Origin of the sequence: Celeribacter baekdonensis B30 (assembly GCF_000299875.1) — a bacterium.
Lineage (GTDB): Bacteria > Pseudomonadota > Alphaproteobacteria > Rhodobacterales > Rhodobacteraceae > Celeribacter > Celeribacter baekdonensis_A.
The window spans coordinates 23,376-44,865 of the sequence record NZ_AMRK01000008.1 but is presented as its reverse complement, the minus strand read 5'-3'; the positions used below and the strand labels follow the sequence as shown (position 1 = coordinate 44,865).

Genomic DNA, 21,490 nt, shown 5'->3' with positions numbered 1-21,490 from the left:
GGCGGCGTTTAATCCGAATTAACCTTTGAAGCGTTTCCTCTGTATAGATCCACGGGAGAGCTGTCATGTCCTGGACGACCAAAGCCTTGATTGCCATGACCCTGATCGTTGCCGGGGCCGCGCTTGCCATGACCGATGGGACGGCGCAAACGCCGGCACTTGCCGACCCTGAGACCATTGTCATCACCGAGCTGCCCGAAGACCTCGACCGCTGTGTCGCAACGCTCGAATCTGTGTTTTTCGCCCCTGTCCATGCCGCCACGGTGGTCAGTGCCACGCTCTCATCGGATGCTGCGGGGCCAACCGTGACCTGCGTGGCGCAATAGCGCGAGAGCGCCCATTTCCATTCGCGGCCCACGCGGTTAGATTTGCCGCGAACAGGTTTGTGTAAGGGGCCAAGATGGTGCGATTTTCGATTGGGTTAGGTGTGTTGCCCTTGTGTGCGATGCCTTTTGACGCTGTCGCTCAGGCGGAGCCGCTGTTTCAATGCACCTTTGCAAATGGCAAAACGGTGGTGCTTGAAACCGATGAGACGGGCGTGGTTTACCGTTTTGGCCGCCCCGGTCAGACGCCGGAGTTGACCCTGCATCGCCTATACGATCAGATCGACTTCACGCCTTGGCCCGGTGTCGGCCGCTCAATTTGGGAGGATCTCAGCCTGCACAACGGCGCGGTGACCTATCGCCTGTGGGGCGCGCTGGATCGGATGAGCGAGGAACATGAGCTGTCCGCCGGGCTGATCGTTGAACAGGGCGAGGACGAACTCGCCCGGCTTGAGTGTCTCCCCGACAGTATAAATTACGCGGTGTTCAGCTTTTCGGACGCTTATGAAGCCGCGGGCTATTGCTGGAACTATGAGGATTTCATCTGGCAGGAGGCCTGTGAATGAGCCACCACCTGTTCGAAATTCCAACCCACGGGCCAGGGCTGTATGAGATCACCGCAGATGTGGCGCGCTGGGTCGCGGGGGAGGGACCGATGGAGGCGGCGCTGACTCTGATGGTCCAACACACCTCCGCCTCCCTCGTGATCCAGGAAAACGCCGACCCCGAGGTGCAAACCGATCTTGCCGCATTTTTTCACCGGCTGGTGCCGCCTACGACGGACCCCGCCATGGCCTATTTGACCCATACCTATGAGGGGCCGGACGATATGCCGGCCCATATCAAATCCGCCTTGCTGCCGACAACGATCACAATACCTGTCATCTCGGGGCGAATGACCCTTGGCACATGGCAAGGGCTTTACCTTTTCGAACATCGCGCGCGTCCGCATCTGCGCAAGCTTGTGGCCTTGCTGCGCTAAATGAATGTCGCTACCACATGTCGTGGTTAAAATTTGATCTACCCAAATTCTAGGCTTCCCCCTATAGTGCCTGTGGATAAGTGGGGCAAAGACCCCACAACAACGAGGCAGTGAACAGAAGAGGGGACGCGACATGCGTTGTCCATTTTGCGGAAATGTAGATACCCAAGTGAAAGACAGCCGTCCGGCTGAGGACCATGTCGCCATTCGGCGGCGACGGTTTTGTTCGGCCTGTGGCGGTCGGTTTACCACCTATGAACGCGTGCAACTGCGCGATCTGGTGGTGGTGAAAACCAATGGTCGCCGCGAGGATTTTGATCGTGATAAACTCGAACGCTCGATCCGGATCGCCGCGCAAAAACGCCCGATTGAACCGGAGCGTCTGGATCAGATGATCTCTGGCATCGTGCGGCGTCTTGAGAGCCTGGGCGAGACGGATATCCCATCGAAAACCATCGGTGAGATCGTGATGGAAAGCCTCGCGCGGATTGATACCGTGGCCTATGTGCGCTTTGCGTCGGTTTACAAAAACTTCCAGGCCGCAGACGATTTTGACAAATTTGTCAGTGAGTTGCGCCCGGAAGGCAAGCACGACGAGTAAGCCCCTATGCCCGATGTCGGACCCATGCGGCACGCGCTCTCTCTGGCAGCGCGCGGGCTTGGCCGCACTTGGCCAAACCCGGCTGTTGGCTGTGTGATCATGCGCGAAAGCCGGGTCGTTGGGCGGGGGTGGACCCAGCCCGGCGGTCGTCCCCACGCCGAAACCATGGCTTTGGCGCAAGCGGGCGATGCGGCGCGTGGGGCCACGGCCTATGTCACGCTTGAGCCCTGTTCTCACCATGGCAAAACCCCGCCCTGTGCTGAGGCTCTGATTGCGGCGGGCATCACCCGCGTGGTCGTGGCCCTGGGCGACCCGGACCCACGGGTGAATGGGCGCGGCTTTGCGCTTTTGCAAAGTGCGGGGATAAAATTAACCACGGGTGTCTGCGAAGCGGAAGCCCGCGCGGCGCAAGAAGGTTTCCTGTCCAAGGTGATTTTGGGCCGTCCGATGGTGACACTGAAACTTGCACTCTCGTGGGACGGTCGGATTGCGACGGCGACGGGTGAAAGCCAATGGATCACCGGCCCCTTGGCGCGGCGGCGTGTCCATGCGATGCGCGCCACTCATGATGCGGTTTTGGTCGGCGCGGGCACGGCCCGCGCCGATGATCCAAGCCTGACGGTGCGTGGTCTTGGCGTGTCGCATCAACCTGTGCGCGTGGTGATGTCGCGTCGTCTTGATCTGCCTTTGAGCGGGCAACTGGCGCGCACGGCGCAGGAGGTGCCGGTTTGGATCGTCCATGGCCCCGATGTCTCACCCGAGCTGAAATCTGTCTGGGCCGGGCTCGGCGCGGAGCTGATCGAGGCCCCCGTGGTCTATGGTCAGCTCGATCCCAAAGCGAGCCTTGAGGCGCTTGGCGCGCGCGGTTTAACGCGGGTGTTTTGCGAAGGCGGCGGGGCATTGGCGGCCTCGTTGATGGGCGCGCATTTGCCCGATCATGTGGCACTGTTTACCGCTGGGCTTGCGATTGGCGCGGAAGGGATGCCGGGGCTAGGTGCGCTTGGGATTGACCGATTGCGACAGGCACCACGCTACGCATTGCAGCGCGTTGAGCAGATCGGTCCAGATGCGTTAAGTCATTGGAAACGCGCGCAACCTACCGATTAAAGCCAAGGGTCGCGGCGCGCAATTGGCGCAGCTTGGCCAGCATGGCTTGCACCAAACGGCTGCGGCCTTGGGGCGCTTTTGCCAAAAACTCCAAGGCCTCTTCCGGTGCAATGGCCGCCCCGGTTTTGGGATCAAAGTAACGCGGATAGTCAATCAGAACCGCATGGGCGAGGGCGTTGAGCGACGGGCGCGCGGCGCGTCGAGCGGGCGTGTTGCCAAGGTCACGCGTTAGACCCCATCCAGCATAAAACGGCGCGCCGGTGCAGGTCACAGGAGTACCGCGTAACAGCGCCTCAAACCCGATCAACGAAGTCATGGTCCAGATCTCATCACAGGCCTCAATCAGCGATAAGGGATCGGCAGACTGCGCCACCACATCGGCGATTGCATCGGCATCCGCCACTTTGCCGCGCCGTAGGCCCGCCTCGACATCGGGGTGCGGTTTGTAGACGATCACAGCGCTCGGATGCGCCGTGCGCGCCGCCAAAAGCAGGGCGCGGTTGGTGCAAATCTCGCCCGCGCCAAGGCTGACGGAGGCATCATCTTCGACCTGCCCGGCGACGAGAATGCGGTGACCTTCGGGCAGGGCGGGGGCCCCCGTGCCGACGTTGTATTTACTGAGATTCAGCGCTTTGAGCCGGGTGAGAAACCGTTCAATGCGATGCGCCGCACTGGTAGAAAGAGTGGTGCGCGCAGAGATCAGAGTTTCGAGACGCGAGGGGCGTGTGGGGTCAAAGTACAGACCTTGATCATCCAAAATCAACGACACGGGCCGCACGAGAGCCGCACCAAGACCACGTGAGCGGAGGAACCCGTCCTCCAGCCGTAGTGCCGCTTTGGGATCAGCGCCCCAAGCCAGATGTTTTCGGCCTTGGGCGAGATGGGCGGCGATGCGTTCTGGCTCATCGGTGAAATGGACGCCGTTTGAGCCGAAATATTGACGCAGAAACGGACGTTTCCAGCGTAAAATATGACTGGCGACATAGCCGTTGGCATCCTCGCGACGGGCGCGCCCTGTGGCTTCGAGATGGGCGAGGATGTCCTCAAAAGCACAAGGTGTGCCATGGCGATTTTGCCAGTTTGGAGTGATCAACATCGCGGCGGCAAAGGCTTGGGCGCGGGTGAGGCGGCGATGTTGATGCGGATCGGGAGCCTCATCATGGGTGAGATCAAGGCCGCCATACCACGGCTGGCCAAAGACGCGCGGGCGGTGACCAGCGAAAATGGCGTCAAAGCCAAGGCCGGAACTGTGGGTGTAAACGGCGGTGGCGGAGGCGAAAAGCACCCAAGGGTTGCTTTTGGGATCGGCAAGGGTGATCCGCTCACTTGCCATGTCGGGCTGCGCCACGCCATTTTCGCAAGGCAAGATCACAACGTGGCTGTTCAAATGTTCGGTCTGGGCAAACACCAACATTTCCTGAAAATCGGCCCTAGCGAGGACTGGGTCGGCCTGATCTATAACCAGCACATATGGTGCATTCGGATGTGATACTTTCTCTTGAGCGACCGGGAATTTGCACAATTCAAGTTTGACCAGCCAATCCATCGCATCGCGCGCCCGGTTCAAAAGCGCGGCGTCATCCAAGGGCGCGTCACGCAAGACCGTGGAGAGTTCCATGCCGATGTTTGCCACGGGAGCGGGCAATCCGGCATCCTGTAACAGCTCCATGAGCAGAGGCTGGGCAGAAAAAAGCCGCCCCTGCACTTTAGCAGGGGCGGCCGTCCTGTCAGGGTCGTGAGCGACCATAAGGTTATTGGCCGACGGCAGAACTCAGCGTGTTGGCCGAGGCAGCCGTACCGGTGATTGCCGAAATTGATTTCTGCCACTGGACGAATGGAGCTTCGGTCACATAGACGGTGTCCTCGTCGCGGATCAGGAAATCGCGGGCCAAGAACAACCCGTTCGGTTGGGTCAGATCCAGCACATAGATCAGGCGCTGCGGACCGACGAGGTCGTCGCGGCCCAACACCAGTTTGGAAATCTCTTCAGACTCGTTGCGATAGACAAAGACGCCGGTTGGATCGGCGGCATTGGTTTGCAGACCGCCGACCTGCGCAATGGCTTCAAGCGCGGACAGATTGCGCGATTCGAACGGCACAACGCGTTGCGCACCTGTCGCACCAAGCGCGGTGAAGGAGCGTGGGTCGGCCTCGACAAGGATGCGGTCGCCATCGCGCAGCGGAATATCGAATTTGGGGTTTTGATAGAGGTCCTGGAACCAAATCGTCCCAACACGCGAACCACGGATGACTTTGATCTGTGCCACTTCGGGTTCAACGCCCACGCCTCCCGCACGGGCCAGCATGGCGGTCAAACGACGGGTTGGACGCTCGATCGGATAGACGCCTTGGCCGTTGATCTTGCCGGTGATGGTGACGGTCGCGCCATCGCCCGCAGCACGGGTGACCATAACCTGCGGGTCCGGTGTCTGTGTGTCGAGTTTTTCGGTGATGATGCGGCGAATGGCTTCGGGGCTATTGCCCGCAGCTTTGATCCGACCCGCATAGGGCACGAAAATAAAGCCGCCGCCGTCCACCTGGACCTCGGAGAGCACGGTGGCATTGGCGCCTGCGCCGGCCAAAAGACCGTCATCGACGTTTTCCCAAATGCGCAAGGACAAGACATCGCCGGGGGCGATCGTGTCGGACCCGATCTCGCCCGCGTTCAAGAAGGTGGAGGAAAATCCAAGCTCATTGTTGAGGGCGCTGGCGGCGTTCACACGGTCGTTGACGGTGACGACAAAGGCATCGCCCTCATTAAGGATAGACCCTGCGAAGACTTCGCGTTTGTTCGGACCGGATCTTGGCAGACCACAGGCCGTGAGGCTGGCGAGCACGGCCACAAGCGCAACCGCGCGAGTGGTCCGCGATGTCAAAAATGTCACTAATAAATCTCCTCTGCCCCGATTTTTATTGGGTTTAATCAGAAGGCTAACGAATAGCGAGTCAAAAATCCAGCTTGGCGGTGGTGTGGTTCGTCGACTTTGGCAGTGTGTTGCAGGGAGGCCTCTGCAGTGGCAGGGGATGTGTCGGATTGAAAAATTGTCTCATGATATAGAGGGGCTAGGCGGTGTTTTTGATGTGGTCGCTACTGCGAAACCCAAGTGCGATCCGATCTGAGCCGAACGCGCGCGCTGTCTCCGTTGATGTTCCCGTATCAGGTGACGATGCGCAGAGGTTGGCGAGGATGCGCCGTGCCATGTAACAGCGCCTCATCCGGGGCCTCTTTCGCCAACATCAGATCTACTACAAGGCGCAAAAGCTGTCTGCGACCACGGGCGGAATAAAAGCCGCCCGGAATTTGCGAGGTTTCCAAAAGGAATTGTCGGTAGTCGCGATAGGCGCGGGTGTCGGGCCGCTCCGGGTGGGTGAAAAACGCCTCCAGAGTCTGGTGGGAGACGAATTCCGGCTTGTCATAGACTGCCCGCCCGAACACTTTGAGCGGCAGGCCGAGGGACAGCACCTGTTGCCCCGCCGTGGAATTGACCGTGACGGCAGAGCGGGCGGTGTGCAGCAACCGCTGAAGTTTGCCGCCGCGCACATAATGAACACGGTCCGCAACACCGAATTCGGCAGCGATGCGACGGACCTCATGGGTGAGGTTGCGACGGTCGTTTTCCAAAGGATGGGCCTTGAACACCAGATGGTGGTGGGGGGGGGCACCGGAGGCAAAGCCCGCGATTACATCAGCAATGAATTCGGGCATGGTCGCATAGGGCGAATGGATCTGAAAACTTGTGTCATGTTCGAGTTGCAGCAGTGCGATGTGAAATGGAAAGCCACCCGTCAGCAGTCGCCGCGTGTGCCATGCGCGTGACATGTAATGTTGCGGCATCATGATCAAGCGTTTGAAATAGAGTAAAAACTCCCGCGTGACCGGCAATTCGCGATGGCCGCGATAATGCCGGAAGGCGGAGTTTCGAAACATCACGAACCAATGATAGAGCGCGCCATAAAAGATATGTTGGCGCATGTCGCCCCAATGCGCAGGCGGTTCGATGTTGTCATGGTCAATCGTGTCGAGCGCCTTGCGCATATCCGCAACAGTGAGGGTCATCAGCGAAGAGTTGCCATTGGACCCACCGCGTTCATAGGTGACCCAATAGGGGCGGATATAGCCCTCTTCAAACACATGGATGGTCAGACCCAGCGCCCGGGCGCGTTCAATCGCCAGGGCATGAACGGGTCGGGTGTCGCCATAAAGCACGATGTCGGTGACGTTTTTATCGGCAACGATTTGAGCAAAGTGATCGGGCCAATCATCGGCGAGGCCAGAATAGGGCAGGAAGGTTTTGGTCGAAAACCAAAAGGCGCGATCGCCGGCGTTAAAGCCCACCCGCCACACTGTCGCCCCCGCCGCGCGCAACATCCGTCCAAGCGACCAGAAAAACGGCCCATGTGGTCCCTGAAGCATCAGGAACACCCGTTTGGGGCCGGTTTTGCTGTTTGGTGTGATCCGCATGTTGCTTTCTTGAGGCATATGAGGGGCAATGTCTTTGTTATTTTGACGATTAGATTAAGAATTAGGCGGATTTGTGACCTGAAGGGCGCAGCGCGTGGCCAGATCGCTGGTGAGAAAGAGCAGGGGTCAGTTTGGCGCAAAAAGATGAACAAACCCTCCGCGCCCGTCATGCGGGTGCTTGCAGGGGGGCAAGCGGGGCGTTACCCCTAACGCAACCCAACGATCAACGCGTGGAGGCGGCATGTTTACAGGGATCATCACCGACGTCGGAACAGTGCTTGAATTGGAGCAGCGTGGCGATTTGCGGGCGCGGATCGGCTGTCGCTATGACGTCGATGGGATCGAGATCGGCGCATCCATTGCCTGTGATGGGGTGTGTTTGACGGTGGTGGCGCTTGGCGTGTCGCCGCAAAACTGGTTCGACGTGCAGATCAGCGCGGAATCGGTGTCAAAGACCAACATCGGTGCCTGGGCGGTGGGCAAGCCGGTCAATCTTGAACGCGCCTTGAAGCTGGGCGACGAATTGGGCGGACACATTGTGTCGGGGCACGTTGATGGCGTGGCGGTGATCACGGCGATGGTGGACGAGGGCGAGAGCACGCGGATCAGCTTTGAGGCCCCCGAAGCTCTGGCCAAATTCATCGCGCCCAAAGGCTCGGTGGCGCTCAATGGCACGTCTTTGACGGTCAATGAGGTGGCGGGCTGCAGCTTTGGCATCAATGTGATCCCGCACACCCAGGAGGTGACCACATGGGGCGCGGCCAAGGTCGGTGATCGGGTGAATTTGGAGATCGACACATTGGCGCGCTATGTCGCGCGGCTTCAGGAGTGGCAGGCATGAGCGGCATCGGGCACAACAACGGCCCGGCCTTTGATCGCGGCGTGAGGTTTCGCACCGTGGCTTGGAGCAAAGCGCGCAAGGGCTTGTTGGGAGAGACATTGCCGATCGAAGTGATCCGGATGCGGGTGCGTCGGGCCGCAGAGCTGGGCTTGCCGTATCGGTCTTACGCCTCGATCCGGGCCAGCACCGGGCGCGATGTTTTGGGGTTTCTGTTCTCGTCGAACGCGCTGCGGCTGATCCGGGTCGGGGACGCTTTGCCTGCGCGCTATTCCGACACGCTGGCACAGATCAAAGCCACGCGGATCGCGGCGGTTCACCGGCCCTTGAAACCCGAAACGATTGCCGCACTGGCGGGAATTGATCGCGCAGGGCGCGCGCCTGCGCCCCTTACCGGATGGGGCGCGCAGCGGGCGGCGTTGAATGCCTTGTTTGAGGGGACAAAGCTGCCGCGCGATTCTGTTTTGCTGATCCATGATGCGCCGTTTGAGGCGGAATGGGTTGCAGCCGGGAAATTGGCGGGACTTATCCCGGCGCCCGTGTTTTTCACGGACTGACCTGACGGGGCTTGGAGAATTGCGAAAATGCAGCGCAATTGTGCGCGCATCATTGCCTTTGCCCTGCGCGTTTGACTGGCATTTGCGATCATGACGCTGTACGGAGAGGCACCCTAAGGATCAAGAGGCCGCCCGAGACCATGTCCGACATCACAGAGACTGACAGCTATGACACCGCGATTTCCCCGATTGAGGAAATCATCGAGGATGCCCGCAACGGGCGGATGTTCATCCTGATTGATCACGAAGATCGCGAGAACGAAGGCGATCTGGTGATCCCATCGCAAATGGCCACGCCTGAGGCGATCAATTTCATGGCCACCCACGGGCGCGGTCTGATCTGTGTGACGCTGACCGGGGAACGGATTGACGCGCTGGGCCTGCCGATGATGGCGTCGCACAACTCCTCGCGCCACGAAACCGCATTTACCATTTCGATCGAGGCGAAAGAGGGCGTGTCCACCGGGATTTCCGCCCATGATCGCGCCCGCACAGTGGCCGTGGCGATTGACCCGTCGAAAACGGCTACGGATATTGCCACGCCGGGCCATATTTTCCCGCTGCGTGCGCGTGATGGCGGCGTTCTGGTCCGCGCCGGTCACACCGAAGCCGGTGTCGATGTGGCGCGTCTGGCAGGGCTTCAGCCCAGCTCGGTGATCTGTGAGATCATGAACGAAGACGGCACCATGTCGCGTCTGCCGGATCTCGTTGGATTTGCCCAGAAGCACGGGCTGAAAATCGGCACCATCTCCGATCTGATCGCCTATCGCCGCCGTCACGACAACCTTGTGACCAAAACCGCCCACCGCGAAGTGGTGTCGGAATTTGGCGGTACATGGGACATGACGATCTATTCCGACGTGCTGCAAGGCGCGGAACATATCGTTTTGACCAAGGGTGATATCACCACGCCCGCGCCGGTTCTGACCCGGATGCACGCGCTCAACCCGCTTGAAGACGTATTGGGCATTGGCAAAACCTCGCGCGAAATCGAAGGCGCGATGGATGTGATCGCGGCCGAGGGCCGGGGCGTCGTGGTCTTGCTGCGAGACCTGACGATGAAGGTTCTCGAAGATGAAGCCTCGCCGCACACCCTGCGTCAGTATGGCATCGGCGCACAGATTCTGGCCGCCCTTGGCCTGCATGACCTGATCCTTGTCACTGACAACCCACAGCCGAAAGTGCCGGGGCTTGAGGCCTTTGGCCTGACCATCACCGGCACCCGCAAGATTTCTCAGGAGGGCTAAGACATGGCCGCGAATGAACAGCACCACATCCTCGATCTGCCGACATTCGACAAGCCGGTCAAACTTTTGATCGTGGTCGCGCCTTATTACAAAGACATTGCCGACGAATTGGTCGCAGGCGCCAAGGCCGTGACCGAAGAGGTCGGCGGCACCTGGGATCTGGTCGAGGTGCCCGGCGCTTTGGAAGTGCCGACCGCGATCTCCATTGCGGACAAGATGTCGAACTTTGACGGCTATGTCGCGCTGGGCTGTGTGATCCGCGGCGAGACCACCCATTATGACACGGTCTGCAACGACAGCTCACGGGCTTTGCAACTGATGGGGTTGCAAGGGCTGTGCATCGGCAATGGCATCCTGACGGTCGAAAATCGCGACCAAGCTGTGGTGCGCGCCGAGGCCAAGGGACAAAATAAAGGCGGTGGAGCGGCGGCTGCGGCCTTGCATCTCATCGCGCTTTCGCGCAAATGGGCAAATCCGAGCAAGGGCGTGGGATTTCATTCCGACGCGATCCGTCTCGCCCAAGACACTCAGGCGAGTGAATCCACAGGACCGAAAAACGCATGACCTCTGACAACACCGACCATCTGAAACCGCCCTCAAAGCGCGAAAAGAAATCTGCCGCGCGGCTTTACGCTGTGCAGGCGCTGTTTCAGATGGAAGCCTCTGACATGACGGTCGATAAGGTCCGCCGCCAGTTTTACGATTTCTTCTTTGGTCTGGTGACCGAGGAAGAGGGCGAATTCATCGACGGCGACAGCGATCTGTTCCATGAGATCACCGAAGTGGCGGTCAATGAACAGGCCAAGATCGACCAAATGACCGACCGTGCTTTGGTGGCGAAATGGCCGATTGCACGGATCGATTCGACGCTGCGGGCGATTTTCCGGGCGGCGGGGGCGGAGCTTTTGTCCGGGCTGACGCCGCCGAAAGTGGTGATTGTGGAATTTGTCGACGTGGCGAAAGCGTTTTACCCCGAAGGGCGCGAGTCGAAATTCGTCAACGCGGTGTTGGATCATATGGCCCGCGAAGTGAGGCCCGAGGCGTTTTGAGGCCTGAGGGCGAGCACATCAACAGGTGAGGCGCGTTTTGACGCCTTTTGAACCTTCTCGAAGCAAACGCCCCGCAATCGTCGGGGCGTTGTTGCGTTGAGGGGGGGGGGAGGGGGACGCCGCCTGCGACGAAAGGGAACGTGGAAAATCCATCCCAATATGCTACAGTTTGTGAATGTGTTCTCGCAGAGGAGCGTCGCCATGCCCAAGCTCATCAAACTTTACATCACTCAGGTGCTGATTGGCTTTGCCATCTCGGCGGCCTTCGTTGCTGCGCTGCTCTCTTTCAATGTCGCCAACATGTGGCACCTTGTGACCCATTCCGACATTGGTTGGCTTGCGGTGCTGATTCTATGGCTGGCCAATGGCGTGGTGTTTTCGGGGGTGCAATTCGCAATCACGATCATGCGGATGGCCGGGAAAGACGACGACGATCATGGCGGCAAACGCGATGACATCCCGCTGCGCGTGTTGGAACCGATCCGGGTCGAAAGCACAGATCGCTCTTAAACCACCCAAAGCTCAAACGAAACGCGCCCCAATCGAGGGCGCGTTTCGTGTTTGAAAGTGGCGGGGGACCACAGCATCCGTAGCAGTGCGTTGCTCCCGAAGCCTGAATATTCAGGTGGGCGCCAGATAACCAAACCACGGTCTGGACAGAGCCAGCCCCCTTTCGGTTGCTTAAGGCCACCGGAGTCTTGCACCCATATGTACGAAACGAGCAGATCCCGCCACCGCAGGAGATAGTGGGTCAGCGGGCCGAAGACAAGGGGGCGCTCTGCGACAGGCCCAGAAGGCGGGGCAGGCGGATCAGGTCGAGGCGCGGCGGCTGGGCGGTGGGGGCGGCCAAGGTCCAGCAGATCGAGAGCGCGCATTTGACCGCCGCCCAGTCCAAAAGCCGCTGACGATCCAGACCGGTTTCATGGGCATAGGCCTCGGCCATCCGTGCGAAACGCGCGACGGACAGGGTTTCGTCCTTTGCTCCCTTTGGATTGCGAAAGGCATTGGCGGGTTCGTAATGTGGATCGCCACAAACCGCTTTGGGATCAATCACCGTCCAGTGGCCGGGCGTCCCAATCACATTGTCATGGTGTAAATCGCCATGCATCGGCTGAACCCGTTCTGTGCTGCTCAGCAAAACCTCGATCAAGGCCTTGGCGCGCATCATTGCGACGTGTTCCAAGGCCCGGAGGCGTGAGTCGCCGGCAAAGCGCCTGAGCGCGCGGGTATAGTCAGGTAGGGCGGCAAAGCCTTGGGCCTGTTTTGGGGCGGCGCGCAGAAGAGCGGCGGTCAAACGCGCCAGCTCTGACGTGGCCCGGTCATCCTGACCGCTTCGCGACAGATCGCCCAAAGGCGCGCCCTCGGCCCAGTCGAACAACAGCGCGTCACCTTGGGCGTTGCGCAGCCGGGCGATGAGGCCCGAGGCGCCAAAGGCGCGGTCCCATTGCTCCGCCGCGCGCTCGCTGTCGCCTTTGCCGGGCTGAAACAGTTTGAGCGCGGCGGCTTGTCCTTTTGCGTCCATCACACGCCAGACATGGGCGTGACCCTCTGTCTTGAGCGGGCGCGGCGCATGTAAAGACCAAAGCGTGAGATAGGGGGACGGATCAAGCATGGGTGAACAATAGGGAGACTGCGGAAACGGGAAAGAGTGAATTTTTGCTTTCGATTTCCTCTTGTGATTTGTTTATGTTTTGTTCACCTTTGGGCCATGCACGCCGATGATCCCGCCCTCTCCTCTCGCCAGCCGGTTCACACCCAACCCGGTCAACGTCTCGCCCGCGGGGTCTGTCGGTATTTGCGCACGCTTGATGTCACCTGCCTTGAGGAAATGGTGCCCACACGCGGCTTGCGCGTTGATGTGATGGGGCTGGGACCGAAGGGGGAGGTCTGGGTGGTTGAGTGCAAATCCAGCCGCGCCGATTTTACCTCGGACAGCAAATGGCAGGGCTATCTGCCCTGGTGTGATCGTTATTTCTTTGCGGTGGATCAGGCGTTTCCGGTGGAGATCCTGCCCGAGGAGACCGGGTTGATCATCGCCGATGGCTACGGTGCAGAGATCATCCGGATGCCAGACGAGGTCAAGCTGCCCGCCGCGCGGCGCAAGGCTCTGCATCTGAGTTTCGCCCGCCAAGCCGCGCTGCGGTTGCAAAGCTACCGTGATCCGGGTGTTGCAGCCGTGTTTGGCGGTTGAGACTTATTTCGCCAGTTTACGCGCCTGGGCTGCGGCGGCGCACAGCTCTTCGGCGATTTCTTCGGCCTCTTCGGGTTCAAAATCCATCGGGATTTCAACGCCCTTGGCCTCGATAAACAGGCGCACCATGCCAAGCGAGGTTGGCCCGATTTGCAGGTTTGCTTCGATATCTTGTTCCGAGTTGATGCCCATGCGCTTGGCTCCTTTTCGACCCAAAAGGGAGTACGACTTTGGGCCTTGGATGACAAGAGGCCGCAAGGCCGCGCCCTTGTGGGTGACCCGCGCTACGCTTTTGCTCACACGCCACATTGATTTGCACAGATATTTTCGTAAACTGCCCTTGCATTCAGATGGAGGGACAGGTAAATCCCCCGCCAGTGCCGCCATAGCTCAGTAGGTTAGAGCGCCTGATTGTGGATCAGGAGGTCCCCCGTTCGAGCCGGGGTGGTGGTACCATTAAAATCAATAACTTACACGATTTGGGCGATGATCCCAAAAACTCTGGCTACCACCGGGCTACCACCGTGCAGAATTTCGCGGTGATTTGAGCCTATAGAATCCCCGCGCCCCGGATGGGCATGGGGAGAGGTCGCGTTTGCTGTGATCGTGTTCAAGACATGAAACGGACAGGGCAATCCGGTCGGGGGTGATCCCACTTGGTTGACGGGCCGCGCCGGGTGGCGGCGTTCGAAATTCAGACAGGGGGGATGCGCCTCAGGTCTGACCCTCAGCGGAAAACCAAATCCGGCATGACTAAAACCCCTGTTACTTCTGTTACTCTGTTACTTATTATATAACCTATTGTTATTATTATATTTTATTTGGTGGGGGTGGTAACAAAACCCAATTTAACTTTTGTTACCTCGTTACTTATAACCTATTGAAAACAAACAATAAGTAGTTTTCCCTTGGTCTTTTTTTCCTATTTATGCACCTGCGAAAATAACAGTCCTCTCCCCGGTTCCTAGCTTAAATCCGAGATTTTCAGCATACCCCCCCCATATGGCGTAGAGCGATGCGGCGATGGTCCGATGGCCTGATGGCGCGGGCGGCATGGGCTTTTTTGTCTGGGCCTTGGCCTTTCGCGGCAATCCATGCCGCGCAGTGCTGTGGCCGGGTATTTTGGCGCGACAATGCCACATGCCCTACCGGGGCGCGGGGGATACAGAAAAGGCCCAGAGCGCTTGCCCTAGGCCGTGTTCAATCAAATGGAGAACTTAGACGATACCGCCTTACCCAATGCTGATGGGCATCCGAAGCGCCGCGTTCATATGCTCAAGTTCGCCGTGAACCTGTAGAAGGGCATCCGATACCCGCTCAGACACAAAAATTGCGGCGTCTCTTTCTGGGCCAACGCACCCCAGCGCGTTCCCGTCCTTTTTGATCATCGCGCCCAGCGCGATAGAAAGGTGCAGAGCCTCAAGAAAGCCGCCGCGTTCGTCGGGTTCAATGAGGTCAGAGAGAACCGATATAGCCTCGCGGTTTGCGGCCTCAAGCGATGTGGGGAGAGACGCACGATAGGCCGCTTGCCGTTCCCGCAACCTGTCGATCTGTGCAATCTCAGAGGTGTAAACAACATCAGCGGCCAGAGCCAAACCGTGCGTCTCCTGATTTGCGGTGTATGGGATGGGGCGGAGCTTGGTCATGCGCGTTCCTTTCGTTCGCTTATGGGTTATGCGCCGCCGATCAGGGCGCGGGCTTCATTCCAGATTTGAGTTTGGCCGATGGTCTCAGGCAAGGCGAACAGGCCGAAATTGGTATAGGCGGCAATCTTGCAAAGGAGGTCTCGCGGCGTTTGGCTGGGTGTGTCCATGAGCCTGTCCTCAAGGGCTGTGCGCCCCTTCAAAAGCTGCGCGCAAACCTCGTCGCACTCCCCCGCATCATAGGCCGCTTGTTCCTGTGCAATCGCTGCGCGCCATTCGAGAAAGAGGCGCTGGGCGGGGGTGCCGAGGCCTTGTGCACGTCCGGGCGCGGGCAGGGCGGCGGTCATCCCTGCGGCAGGGAGAGAGATCAAGAGGGTGCGGCGGGTCACACGCTGGGTCATGCGGCGTTCCTTTCATTCGCAAGGGCGGTGCGATACGCCGCGCGTAGGGTGGACAGGCGATAAATGCCGTCAACGCCAAGGCGGCTTTTGTTTTCGAGGCTGAGAATATCCGCGAAGATTACAGCGGCAGGGCGGGCACGTTCGGCCAGATCACGGGCCTTGCTTTCCGCCTCTGCGGCGGCAATTGCGGCGTCCCGTTTTGCGCGCCACCAAACAGATTTGAGCGCGCGGGACAGCAAGCCCCAAAGGGGTTCACCATTGCCCCGAAAGCGCCGGACGATTTTCCATGCTTCGGACATGAGGGTGGAAAGGTTGATTGTCATGGTTGCCTCCTTCACTTGGTGATAACTATCTATCACTAGACTGAGGTGATAACAAGTGTATCAGTGAGAAAAAGTTACCACCAAGGAAGGACGCAATGGATCACATCAAAGCACAAATTAAAGCGGGGCGCGTTCTGGCCGGATTGACCCAAGCCCAGCTCTGCGAAAGCGCGCGCGTCCCGCTCATCACATTGCGGCGTATAGAGGGGAAGCCCGAGCATAAGGGGCTTGTGTCTCTAGAAACCGTTGAAGCCGTCAAAGCTGCGCTAGAGGCGCATGGGGTTCAGTTCCTTGGTGAGGGAGAGCAAGCGCTGGGCGCGGGCGTGGCATTAAAGCTCGATGATGTGAAATGACGCTCGACAATTCAAAATGGTAAAGGCCGCGCTGGACGTAAGGAAGCCGCGCCTCACATAGAGTGTATTTCGAAAATTCTGAAAAAGTTTGCAATCATGGCATAAATGCCTAGTCTTTATAAGATAATTTTTATTCGGCGTGGTCATAGTGCTAACTGTAGAAGCCTCTGAATTTATTGATTGTGCGGAAACTGGCAGGTCACGGCCAATGCTCTGTGCTTGTGATGATGTTGATGGCAATGTGCGCTACGCATACGTCAAATATGAAAATTTTCATGAGGATCTGACAACAGATCATCTTGTGGGGGAGTTAGTTGCTAATCTCTTCGCGTTGGACTTAGGTCTCCCTGCCGCTGAGCCATGCTTGGTCACCATAGAACCGCGTTTTGTTGAAACTCTGCCTGACACAGCAAATGGTCAAAGGCTTCGTGCCGCCCTTCAATATGCGCCGCTCACAGCTTTCGGATCGACGCAGTTTAGCCCTGTTAGGCGGTGGGAAACGTCGGATTTGGTCCACAAAAATCAAAAAAGAGATGCTGCGCTACTCTATCTTTTTGATACTTTGGTTGAGAATACGGACCGAGGTTGCGGAAATCCAAATCTGCTGGTTTCAGGGTTGTCTTTTAAAGTCATAGACTTTGGGCATTCTTTTCAAAGATGTCATCGAAGTGGCGATTACAATGGTTCCATTATGCCATGGGAGTGTGGGGGAATTAGTAACCACTTCCCCGGTACCATGCAGCACATCATGTTTCCAAGCTGCCGTGGATTGGAGGATGATCTCCTAGATGACTTCACAAATACGCTTGAAGCACTTACAGACGGGAAAATCGAAGATTACATATCAAGTGTTCCAGTTAAATGGTGCCAAGACACAGCGTGCGAAATCATCGATTATCTGGTACAAGCCCGTAAGCATGCCGGTGAATTCATCGATCAAGTGAGAGGAGTGCTAAAATGAGCAAGAAATACACGTTTAGCTACTGCCTCTTGCAGTATCGACACAATCCTTGGCTGAAAGAGCGAATGAATATCGGCGTACTTATGTATGCGCGGGAAGCATCTTTTTTAAGGTTGGCAGTGAGAGGATGGGACGGTCGCGTCACTTCAGCTTATCCCGATATAGACAAAGCAGCCTTCACGGAAGATTTGAAGCAAATAACTCGGGCCGTAGACCGGTTTTCCCGTGAGAATGTTATCACCCCAAACCTTCTTAGTGAAACTAGAAGCCGTGAGGCTTGGTCTGGTAAAGCGAATGATGCTATGCACTTAGCTTCGTTAATCGCACATGGTCTCGATTCAAGCTATACTTGGGCCGAAGGTGGTGTGGGGCTATGCACTATTCCTGAAAATCGGCTTGCTGGAATTTTCCAACGGTTTGTTGCTCCCTTTGATCGAGAGAAATCTCCAGTTGCACGAAGTGATGATCAAGTTTGGTCAGGGATTAGCAAGCTGATCGTTGAACGTAAACTAATTGAAAAGATGGAATTCGAGCCGAAAATACAGACTGATTTGGGGCCAATTAAATTTCAAGCAGGCTATCAGAATGGTAGATTCCACGCAATACAGCCATTGTCTTTCGATTTGGCCGATGAAGATAGGATCAGTGCCAAAGCAGGCAAATGGAGTGGCTTTGCAACTGCAGTTAAAGCAGCTTCTGGTAAAAGAGAGGTTGTGACGCAGTTTGTTGTTGGTCGACCGTCGAAGGATAGCCTCCTGCCGACATATCGCTCGACATGTACATTTCTGCGAAGTGTCGTCGGAACAGATAACGTCATTGAGGAACGAAATAGCGGAGATTTTGTTGATAGAATCGAGGATGATATCCGGAATCACCCTATCCAATAATGCCGAGATAGCCTCAGTAAAATGCCGAGCAACTCAAAGGTTTGGCAACGCTTTATGAGTGAGTGATGTACCATTTCACATAGCTCCCCCCAAACGCCCGCCGCTCTGCCTCTTCACGGCTAAACCCGGCGTCAAACTCAAGGATTGCGGCGCGTTCTTCGGCCATGTCGCGGGCAACCTCAGGATCTTGCCGGGGGTCATAGAGCGGCGGTTGCGCTGGGGCGGTTGAGACGGGCGCAAAGACCCGTCTCAGGCGATCCCATTTGTCGGGCGTCATGCTCACGCCACATCCCCCTCAGAGGCGTCTAAATCATCGCCCAGCGCCGCCGCGTTGATTTGGTAAAGGCGGACCTTGCCGCCCGCGTTTGGAACGTGAAAGGTTTTGGTGGGGCCTTTGGTCGGGCCTTGGGCGACAATCACCCCTTGATCCAACAGGCTTGAAACCACGGATTTGAGATCAAGCCCGGTTAGGACGGTTTTCAGGCCGCTACTGGTGAAAAACCAATCATATTCCAGTTTACGCCACCGCCCGACCGCTTCGGCGTCCTCATCCTCTTCCCAGCCTTTGACATAGCCCCAACGGGGCGCAATGACCGCCCGGTCCCGATTGCTCCAATCCTGAAACCGCGCCTGACCATAAATCTCAATCGCCTCCGCAATGCGCCGCCGTGCGTCCGCCACCTCACCCGATCCAATACCGCCCCGCTCAGAAACCCAATCCTTGAAACACCGCAACGCCGCCTCGCGCGCGGCACCAGAGGGCCAGCCCGTCACATCAAACACAGAGGCCATTTCTCCCGCAGCGGCCACCAGTGCAAAGCGATCCGCCACCCGGCGCACCTGACCGTCCGCACCGGGCGGCACGGCATCCGCAAGAAAATCCCGGCGCAACTTTGCCAGTTCGTCACGAAAGCAAGGGAGATCCCCGACCAGTTCCCGCAAGAACGCCCGCGCGGCTGTGCCATAATGTGCCCCGGATGCAGCCTTGAGGCGTTGGGAAAACTCCGCAGGGGTGACGCCGTTGGGCACTTGGTCGAAAAGGCCAAGGCCTGCCCCGGCATCGGCGCGCAGGTCGATCAAGCGCACTTCCATGCCCGCCGCCGTTTTGCTGCCCGCCTCATTGAGCTTATCGGCCAAGGACACCTCGCCGTTGCTCAGGAACAGGGTGCGCCACGTCTGTTCCTTTTTCAGGTTGCCCTCTTTGTTTTGGCGACCTTTACCCGTGCCGTTGCCCAGCATGTAAATGGCCTTGTCCGCCGCTTTGGCATCGACCTGCGAAAGCTCATCAAGGCACAGAAGCGCGCCGTTGTGCATCGCGGCCACGCCCTCAAGAGCGTTGTCTGTCGCGCGCCATGTCTTCTTATAGCCGCCCTGATTGCCGCCACCCCAAACAGACCCGGCCACTTCAAGCGCGGTGGATTTGCCAAGCGATGACCCGCCGCGCAGGTGAAACCCGCCGCTCTCATCCCCCGTGATGGTCAAGAGGGGGGCGGCAAAGGCGGCGGAGATAGCCAGCACAAGCCGGGAATTGCCCAAGGACGGAATCGAGATCGCGTCACGCCATGAGGCAAGGGTGCCCTTTTGGTTGTAGGCGTGTTCAAGGCGCGCCGTGCTTTGCAACACAATCCGCTCTTTGCTCTCGGTATTGGAAAACACCTCATCGGGCAGGACGAAGGTTTCCCCGTGCCAGCCGATCGACCCGACACAGCGCGCCCGCTCTTCGGGGCACGCACAGACCAGGTACTCTGTCAGCCATTCTTTCCATTTGCGACTGCCCAGCGCTGGGCGCATCCCAAGCCGCAAGAGTTCGGCCCGCAAGGCCTCACCAGAGGCGGCAAGGAGCGCCTGAGGCATGGGCCATTCATGTTCCTGCCCGTCAGGGTCCACAACGACCAAGAGAAGGCCCCAATCGTCGCTATCGGGCGATCTGGTGGCGGCTTTGACATGAACCTCAGAGACAAAGGGCAACCACTTTTTGCGGGTGCCGCCGTCCTCTGTGTTTTCGTCGATTTCGTGCCACACAAAGCCCTTTTCGACCTTGAACGGAAAGCGGCCTTTCTTGGTCCGCGTCTGGGCCTTTCCGCACCGCCCAGCGCGTTCTTGTTTCTTGGCTTCGGCCTTTTGTGCGGCCTCTTCGACCAGCCGCGCGATGTCTTTTTCACTCATTGGCCCGCCTCGCTCAAAAGGTCGTTAAAGTCGCTCCCCGGAGTGCGCGGATAGATCACCGACACGGCGCGGCCTTCGCGCTCAAGGCGCTCTGCCGTTTGTTCCGCCGCCGAAATCCCGGCAGGGTCATGGTCCGCCGCAATCACGATCACCTCCGCCACGGGAGGCGGCGGCAGGATCAGCCCTTTTAGGCCAGAGGTGGACAAGGTGGCCCAGACCGTCAGGCGGGAGGCCTGAGACACGGACAGAGCGGTCTCAATACCCTCCGCAAGGGCAATCACCCGATTGTCCGGCCCAAAGCGCACAGCGCCCCCGGAGGACGGCCCAAGCATCATCTTTTGCGGCTCAACATCGGCTTTGCCGCTGCCGTCCGGTTTGAGAAAGGTGCGATGCAGCCCCAACGGTTCGCCCTTGGGGCCGCGGATTTGCGCCAACATCGCCGGGAGACGTTGGCCGGAGGCCCCGTGAAGGGCAGAGGGATGAAAGCGCAGGGTGCGGGCGATCCGGTTGAACCGCATCCCCATAATGCCGCGCCCCTCAAGGTAGGCTTGGGCGGCGGTGCCCTCGCAAGAGACACCTTCCGCGAAAAGATCATGGGCCGTCTTGAGGCGCTTGGTCTCGCGTTTGCGCTCTTCGGCCTTGCGGCGCTGGGCCTCTTCGGGATCATAGGGCGCACGGTCGCGTGGTGTGTCGGTCAAATTGCGGGCTTGCAGGTCCCGCAACACATCGCAGCCGCTCTTATGGCAATGCACCAAGAGCCTCCCAGCGCTGTCAGAGAGAGACAAGCCCCGTTGATCGCGCCGCCCCTCAGGTTGGCAGATCGGGCAGGGCGCAAGGCCAGAGGAGCCGCGCCATTCGCCCCCAAGTGCGCGGGTAATGCGTTCGGCCTCAGTCATGGGATTTGTCCTCCCACTGCGGAAGCCCAAGGCTTTCGTATTTTTGGATAACCGTTTCAACGCGTTCAACGGCTTCAGTGAAAGCCGCAAAGCGGTTGTAAGCCTTGATTACAAACCCCAGCTTTTCCAGCATGGTTTCGTCGTGATTGGTCAGATCAAGCTTGTGAAAGCGAGTTTGATCCGCCCGCCCTAAGCTCAATTGCCCATCCGACCCGATAAAGATTTTAGGAGTTGGGACGCGGGTGGTCATTATTGCACCTCCTGAGAGGTGGACGTGACCTTGCGGGCCTCAATCCATTCGCGCAGATCACCCACACGATAGCGGACAGAGCGACCAATCTTGATCATGGGCGGGCCGTCACCGCGCACAGCGGAGACTTCGAGAAAGCGGCGCGATACGCCAAAATTCAGTTCTACTTCAGAGCGAGAAAGTAGGCGATCAGGTTGCAAGAGTTCAAACATTGCACAACATCCTTTCCATTTGCGTTGCATGGAATGAAACT

28 protein-coding genes and 1 tRNA gene are annotated in these 21,490 nt (G+C 58.3%); 16 read left to right on the top strand and 13 right to left on the bottom strand.

Annotated elements, in window-relative coordinates; translation table 11 throughout:
* Positions 1-65 precede the first annotated feature (65 nt).
* From B30_RS13955 to ribD, 5 genes are all read left to right on the top strand, one after another.
* Positions 66-326 (top strand): hypothetical protein, encoded by a 261-nt coding sequence (locus B30_RS13955; protein ID WP_009572758.1) that lies wholly within the window; start codon positions 66-68, stop codon positions 324-326.
* A 74-nt stretch (positions 327-400) separates the two neighbouring features.
* The gene (locus tag B30_RS21480; RefSeq protein WP_009572757.1) at positions 401-889 is read left to right on the top strand and encodes a hypothetical protein; all 489 of its coding nucleotides are present in this window, start codon (positions 401-403) and stop codon (positions 887-889) included.
* On the top strand, positions 886-1,305 hold the full coding sequence (locus B30_RS13945; protein ID WP_009572756.1) for a secondary thiamine-phosphate synthase enzyme YjbQ: 420 nt from the start codon (positions 886-888) through the stop codon (positions 1,303-1,305). The genes B30_RS21480 and B30_RS13945 overlap by 4 nt, the downstream gene beginning before the upstream one ends.
* A gap of 133 nt (positions 1,306-1,438) precedes the next feature.
* Positions 1,439-1,906: a transcriptional regulator NrdR gene (nrdR, locus tag B30_RS13940; protein WP_009572755.1), complete on the top strand. Its 468-nt coding sequence runs from the start codon at positions 1,439-1,441 to the stop codon at positions 1,904-1,906.
* A 6-nt stretch (positions 1,907-1,912) separates the two neighbouring features.
* Positions 1,913-3,013, top strand: a complete 1,101-nt coding sequence (ribD, locus tag B30_RS13935) for a bifunctional diaminohydroxyphosphoribosylaminopyrimidine deaminase/5-amino-6-(5-phosphoribosylamino)uracil reductase RibD (RefSeq protein ID WP_009572754.1) — start codon at positions 1,913-1,915, stop codon at positions 3,011-3,013.
* On the opposite strand, the gene B30_RS13930 is transcribed toward ribD, so the two are convergent.
* The 3 genes from B30_RS13930 to B30_RS13920 form a co-directional block, all read right to left on the bottom strand.
* Positions 3,003-4,682, bottom strand: a complete 1,680-nt coding sequence (locus tag B30_RS13930; RefSeq protein WP_198430619.1) for a capsular polysaccharide biosynthesis protein — start codon at positions 4,680-4,682, stop codon at positions 3,003-3,005. The genes ribD and B30_RS13930 overlap by 11 nt on opposite strands.
* Positions 4,683-4,764: 82 nt before the next feature.
* Positions 4,765-5,898 (bottom strand): polysaccharide biosynthesis/export family protein, encoded by a 1,134-nt coding sequence (locus B30_RS13925; protein ID WP_009572752.1) that lies wholly within the window; start codon positions 5,896-5,898, stop codon positions 4,765-4,767.
* A gap of 272 nt (positions 5,899-6,170) precedes the next feature.
* On the bottom strand, positions 6,171-7,475 hold the full coding sequence (locus B30_RS13920) for a capsule biosynthesis protein (protein ID WP_040402595.1): 1,305 nt from the start codon (positions 7,473-7,475) through the stop codon (positions 6,171-6,173).
* A 241-nt stretch (positions 7,476-7,716) separates the two neighbouring features.
* On the opposite strand from B30_RS13920, the gene B30_RS13910 reads away from it, so the two are divergent.
* The 6 genes from B30_RS13910 to B30_RS13885 all read left to right on the top strand — a co-directional run bounded on the left by B30_RS13910 (position 7,717) and on the right by B30_RS13885 (position 11,676).
* Positions 7,717-8,316: a riboflavin synthase gene (locus B30_RS13910; RefSeq protein ID WP_009572749.1), complete on the top strand. Its 600-nt coding sequence runs from the start codon at positions 7,717-7,719 to the stop codon at positions 8,314-8,316.
* A complete protein-coding gene (locus tag B30_RS13905; protein WP_009572748.1) occupies positions 8,313-8,870 on the top strand; it encodes a hypothetical protein in 558 nt (185 codons plus the stop codon). Before B30_RS13910 ends, B30_RS13905 begins: the two co-directional genes overlap by 4 nt.
* A 140-nt stretch (positions 8,871-9,010) precedes the next feature.
* A complete protein-coding gene (gene ribB, locus B30_RS13900) occupies positions 9,011-10,117 on the top strand; it encodes a 3,4-dihydroxy-2-butanone-4-phosphate synthase (RefSeq protein ID WP_009572747.1) in 1,107 nt (368 codons plus the stop codon).
* A 3-nt stretch (positions 10,118-10,120) separates the two neighbouring features.
* Positions 10,121-10,681 (top strand): 6,7-dimethyl-8-ribityllumazine synthase, encoded by a 561-nt coding sequence (locus tag B30_RS13895; RefSeq protein ID WP_009572746.1) that lies wholly within the window; start codon positions 10,121-10,123, stop codon positions 10,679-10,681.
* The gene (gene nusB / locus B30_RS13890; protein ID WP_009572745.1) at positions 10,678-11,166 is read left to right on the top strand and encodes a transcription antitermination factor NusB; all 489 of its coding nucleotides are present in this window, start codon (positions 10,678-10,680) and stop codon (positions 11,164-11,166) included. Before B30_RS13895 ends, nusB begins: the two co-directional genes overlap by 4 nt.
* Positions 11,167-11,367: 201 nt before the next feature.
* Positions 11,368-11,676: a hypothetical protein gene (locus tag B30_RS13885; protein ID WP_009572744.1), complete on the top strand. Its 309-nt coding sequence runs from the start codon at positions 11,368-11,370 to the stop codon at positions 11,674-11,676.
* 241 nt (positions 11,677-11,917) lie between these two features.
* Here the strand turns inward: B30_RS13885 and B30_RS21475 are convergent, their stop codons facing one another.
* Complete coding sequence (locus tag B30_RS21475) at positions 11,918-12,778, bottom strand: aminoglycoside phosphotransferase family protein (RefSeq protein WP_009572743.1); 861 nt, start codon at positions 12,776-12,778, stop codon at positions 11,918-11,920.
* 96 nt (positions 12,779-12,874) lie between these two features.
* Between B30_RS21475 and B30_RS13875 the strand changes: the two genes are divergently transcribed.
* The gene (locus B30_RS13875) at positions 12,875-13,357 is read left to right on the top strand and encodes an MmcB family DNA repair protein (RefSeq protein WP_051130636.1); all 483 of its coding nucleotides are present in this window, start codon (positions 12,875-12,877) and stop codon (positions 13,355-13,357) included.
* A 3-nt stretch (positions 13,358-13,360) separates the two neighbouring features.
* Here B30_RS13875 and B30_RS13870 read toward each other — a convergent pair whose 3' ends face one another.
* Positions 13,361-13,549 (bottom strand): DUF6324 family protein, encoded by a 189-nt coding sequence (locus tag B30_RS13870; protein WP_009572740.1) that lies wholly within the window; start codon positions 13,547-13,549, stop codon positions 13,361-13,363.
* Positions 13,550-13,736: 187 nt separating this feature from the next.
* On the opposite strand from B30_RS13870, the gene B30_RS13865 reads away from it, so the two are divergent.
* Positions 13,737-13,813, top strand: a tRNA-His gene (locus B30_RS13865).
* Positions 13,814-14,589: 776 nt separating this feature from the next.
* Here the strand turns inward: B30_RS13865 and B30_RS13860 are convergent.
* Genes B30_RS13860 through B30_RS13850 form a run of 3 tightly spaced genes read right to left on the bottom strand, consistent with a single transcriptional unit; the run spans position 14,590 to position 15,724 of the window.
* A complete protein-coding gene (locus B30_RS13860; protein ID WP_009572738.1) occupies positions 14,590-15,003 on the bottom strand; it encodes a hypothetical protein in 414 nt (137 codons plus the stop codon).
* 26 nt (positions 15,004-15,029) lie between these two features.
* The gene (locus tag B30_RS13855) at positions 15,030-15,401 is read right to left on the bottom strand and encodes a hypothetical protein (protein ID WP_009572736.1); all 372 of its coding nucleotides are present in this window, start codon (positions 15,399-15,401) and stop codon (positions 15,030-15,032) included.
* Positions 15,398-15,724 (bottom strand): hypothetical protein, encoded by a 327-nt coding sequence (locus tag B30_RS13850; RefSeq protein ID WP_009572734.1) that lies wholly within the window; start codon positions 15,722-15,724, stop codon positions 15,398-15,400. Before B30_RS13850 ends, B30_RS13855 begins: the two co-directional genes overlap by 4 nt.
* A gap of 95 nt (positions 15,725-15,819) precedes the next feature.
* Here B30_RS13850 and B30_RS13845 point away from each other — a divergent pair, with 95 nt between their 5' ends.
* The 3 genes from B30_RS13845 to B30_RS13835 all read left to right on the top strand — a co-directional run bounded on the left by B30_RS13845 (position 15,820) and on the right by B30_RS13835 (position 17,925).
* Positions 15,820-16,077: a hypothetical protein gene (locus B30_RS13845; protein ID WP_009572733.1), complete on the top strand. Its 258-nt coding sequence runs from the start codon at positions 15,820-15,822 to the stop codon at positions 16,075-16,077.
* 148 nt (positions 16,078-16,225) lie between these two features.
* Positions 16,226-17,038: a HipA family kinase gene (locus B30_RS22200; RefSeq protein ID WP_157789817.1), complete on the top strand. Its 813-nt coding sequence runs from the start codon at positions 16,226-16,228 to the stop codon at positions 17,036-17,038.
* On the top strand, positions 17,035-17,925 hold the full coding sequence (locus B30_RS13835; protein ID WP_009572730.1) for a DUF3037 domain-containing protein: 891 nt from the start codon (positions 17,035-17,037) through the stop codon (positions 17,923-17,925). Before B30_RS22200 ends, B30_RS13835 begins: the two co-directional genes overlap by 4 nt.
* Before the next feature lie 52 nt (positions 17,926-17,977).
* On the opposite strand, the gene B30_RS13830 is transcribed toward B30_RS13835, so the two are convergent.
* The 5 genes from B30_RS13830 to B30_RS13810 are packed head-to-tail and all read right to left on the bottom strand — an operon-like array spanning position 17,978 to position 21,449.
* Positions 17,978-18,208 (bottom strand): hypothetical protein, encoded by a 231-nt coding sequence (locus B30_RS13830; RefSeq protein WP_157789816.1) that lies wholly within the window; start codon positions 18,206-18,208, stop codon positions 17,978-17,980.
* Positions 18,205-20,091: a DUF927 domain-containing protein gene (locus tag B30_RS13825; protein ID WP_009572728.1), complete on the bottom strand. Its 1,887-nt coding sequence runs from the start codon at positions 20,089-20,091 to the stop codon at positions 18,205-18,207. Before B30_RS13825 ends, B30_RS13830 begins: the two co-directional genes overlap by 4 nt.
* Positions 20,088-20,987 (bottom strand): DUF7146 domain-containing protein, encoded by a 900-nt coding sequence (locus B30_RS13820; protein WP_009572727.1) that lies wholly within the window; start codon positions 20,985-20,987, stop codon positions 20,088-20,090. The genes B30_RS13825 and B30_RS13820 overlap by 4 nt, the downstream gene beginning before the upstream one ends.
* Entirely contained in the window at positions 20,980-21,237 is a 258-nt protein-coding gene (locus B30_RS13815) for a hypothetical protein (RefSeq protein ID WP_009572726.1), read from the bottom strand. Before B30_RS13815 ends, B30_RS13820 begins: the two co-directional genes overlap by 8 nt.
* Positions 21,237-21,449, bottom strand: a complete 213-nt coding sequence (locus B30_RS13810) for a helix-turn-helix transcriptional regulator (protein WP_009572725.1) — start codon at positions 21,447-21,449, stop codon at positions 21,237-21,239. Before B30_RS13810 ends, B30_RS13815 begins: the two co-directional genes overlap by 1 nt.
* Positions 21,450-21,490 lie beyond the last annotated feature (41 nt).

Excerpts from the sequence above, each read along its gene's own strand:
- B30_RS13955 (WP_009572758.1), top strand. The coding sequence starts at position 66 with ATGTCCTGGACGACCAAAGCCTTGATTGCCATGACCCTGATCGTTGCC.
- B30_RS21480 (WP_009572757.1), top strand. The coding sequence starts at position 401 with ATGGTGCGATTTTCGATTGGGTTAGGTGTGTTGCCCTTGTGTGCGATG.
- B30_RS13945 (WP_009572756.1), top strand. The coding sequence starts at position 886 with ATGAGCCACCACCTGTTCGAAATTCCAACCCACGGGCCAGGGCTGTAT.
- nrdR (WP_009572755.1), top strand. The coding sequence starts at position 1,439 with ATGCGTTGTCCATTTTGCGGAAATGTAGATACCCAAGTGAAAGACAGC.
- ribD (WP_009572754.1), top strand. The coding sequence starts at position 1,913 with ATGCCCGATGTCGGACCCATGCGGCACGCGCTCTCTCTGGCAGCGCGC.
- B30_RS13930 (WP_198430619.1), bottom strand. The coding sequence starts at position 4,682 with ATGGAGCTGTTACAGGATGCCGGATTGCCCGCTCCCGTGGCAAACATC.
- B30_RS13920 (WP_040402595.1), bottom strand. The coding sequence starts at position 7,475 with ATGCGGATCACACCAAACAGCAAAACCGGCCCCAAACGGGTGTTCCTG.
- B30_RS13910 (WP_009572749.1), top strand. The coding sequence starts at position 7,717 with ATGTTTACAGGGATCATCACCGACGTCGGAACAGTGCTTGAATTGGAG.
- B30_RS13905 (WP_009572748.1), top strand. The coding sequence starts at position 8,313 with ATGAGCGGCATCGGGCACAACAACGGCCCGGCCTTTGATCGCGGCGTG.
- ribB (WP_009572747.1), top strand. The coding sequence starts at position 9,011 with ATGTCCGACATCACAGAGACTGACAGCTATGACACCGCGATTTCCCCG.
- B30_RS13895 (WP_009572746.1), top strand. The coding sequence starts at position 10,121 with ATGGCCGCGAATGAACAGCACCACATCCTCGATCTGCCGACATTCGAC.
- nusB (WP_009572745.1), top strand. The coding sequence starts at position 10,678 with ATGACCTCTGACAACACCGACCATCTGAAACCGCCCTCAAAGCGCGAA.
- B30_RS13885 (WP_009572744.1), top strand. The coding sequence starts at position 11,368 with ATGCCCAAGCTCATCAAACTTTACATCACTCAGGTGCTGATTGGCTTT.
- B30_RS21475 (WP_009572743.1), bottom strand. The coding sequence starts at position 12,778 with ATGCTTGATCCGTCCCCCTATCTCACGCTTTGGTCTTTACATGCGCCG.
- B30_RS13875 (WP_051130636.1), top strand. The coding sequence starts at position 12,875 with ATGCACGCCGATGATCCCGCCCTCTCCTCTCGCCAGCCGGTTCACACC.
- B30_RS13870 (WP_009572740.1), bottom strand. The coding sequence starts at position 13,549 with ATGGGCATCAACTCGGAACAAGATATCGAAGCAAACCTGCAAATCGGG.
- B30_RS13860 (WP_009572738.1), bottom strand. The coding sequence starts at position 15,003 with ATGACCAAGCTCCGCCCCATCCCATACACCGCAAATCAGGAGACGCAC.
- B30_RS13855 (WP_009572736.1), bottom strand. The coding sequence starts at position 15,401 with ATGACCCAGCGTGTGACCCGCCGCACCCTCTTGATCTCTCTCCCTGCC.
- B30_RS13850 (WP_009572734.1), bottom strand. The coding sequence starts at position 15,724 with ATGACAATCAACCTTTCCACCCTCATGTCCGAAGCATGGAAAATCGTC.
- B30_RS13845 (WP_009572733.1), top strand. The coding sequence starts at position 15,820 with ATGGATCACATCAAAGCACAAATTAAAGCGGGGCGCGTTCTGGCCGGA.
- B30_RS13835 (WP_009572730.1), top strand. The coding sequence starts at position 17,035 with ATGAGCAAGAAATACACGTTTAGCTACTGCCTCTTGCAGTATCGACAC.
- B30_RS13825 (WP_009572728.1), bottom strand. The coding sequence starts at position 20,091 with ATGAGTGAAAAAGACATCGCGCGGCTGGTCGAAGAGGCCGCACAAAAG.
- B30_RS13820 (WP_009572727.1), bottom strand. The coding sequence starts at position 20,987 with ATGACTGAGGCCGAACGCATTACCCGCGCACTTGGGGGCGAATGGCGC.
- B30_RS13815 (WP_009572726.1), bottom strand. The coding sequence starts at position 21,237 with ATGACCACCCGCGTCCCAACTCCTAAAATCTTTATCGGGTCGGATGGG.
- B30_RS13810 (WP_009572725.1), bottom strand. The coding sequence starts at position 21,449 with ATGTTTGAACTCTTGCAACCTGATCGCCTACTTTCTCGCTCTGAAGTA.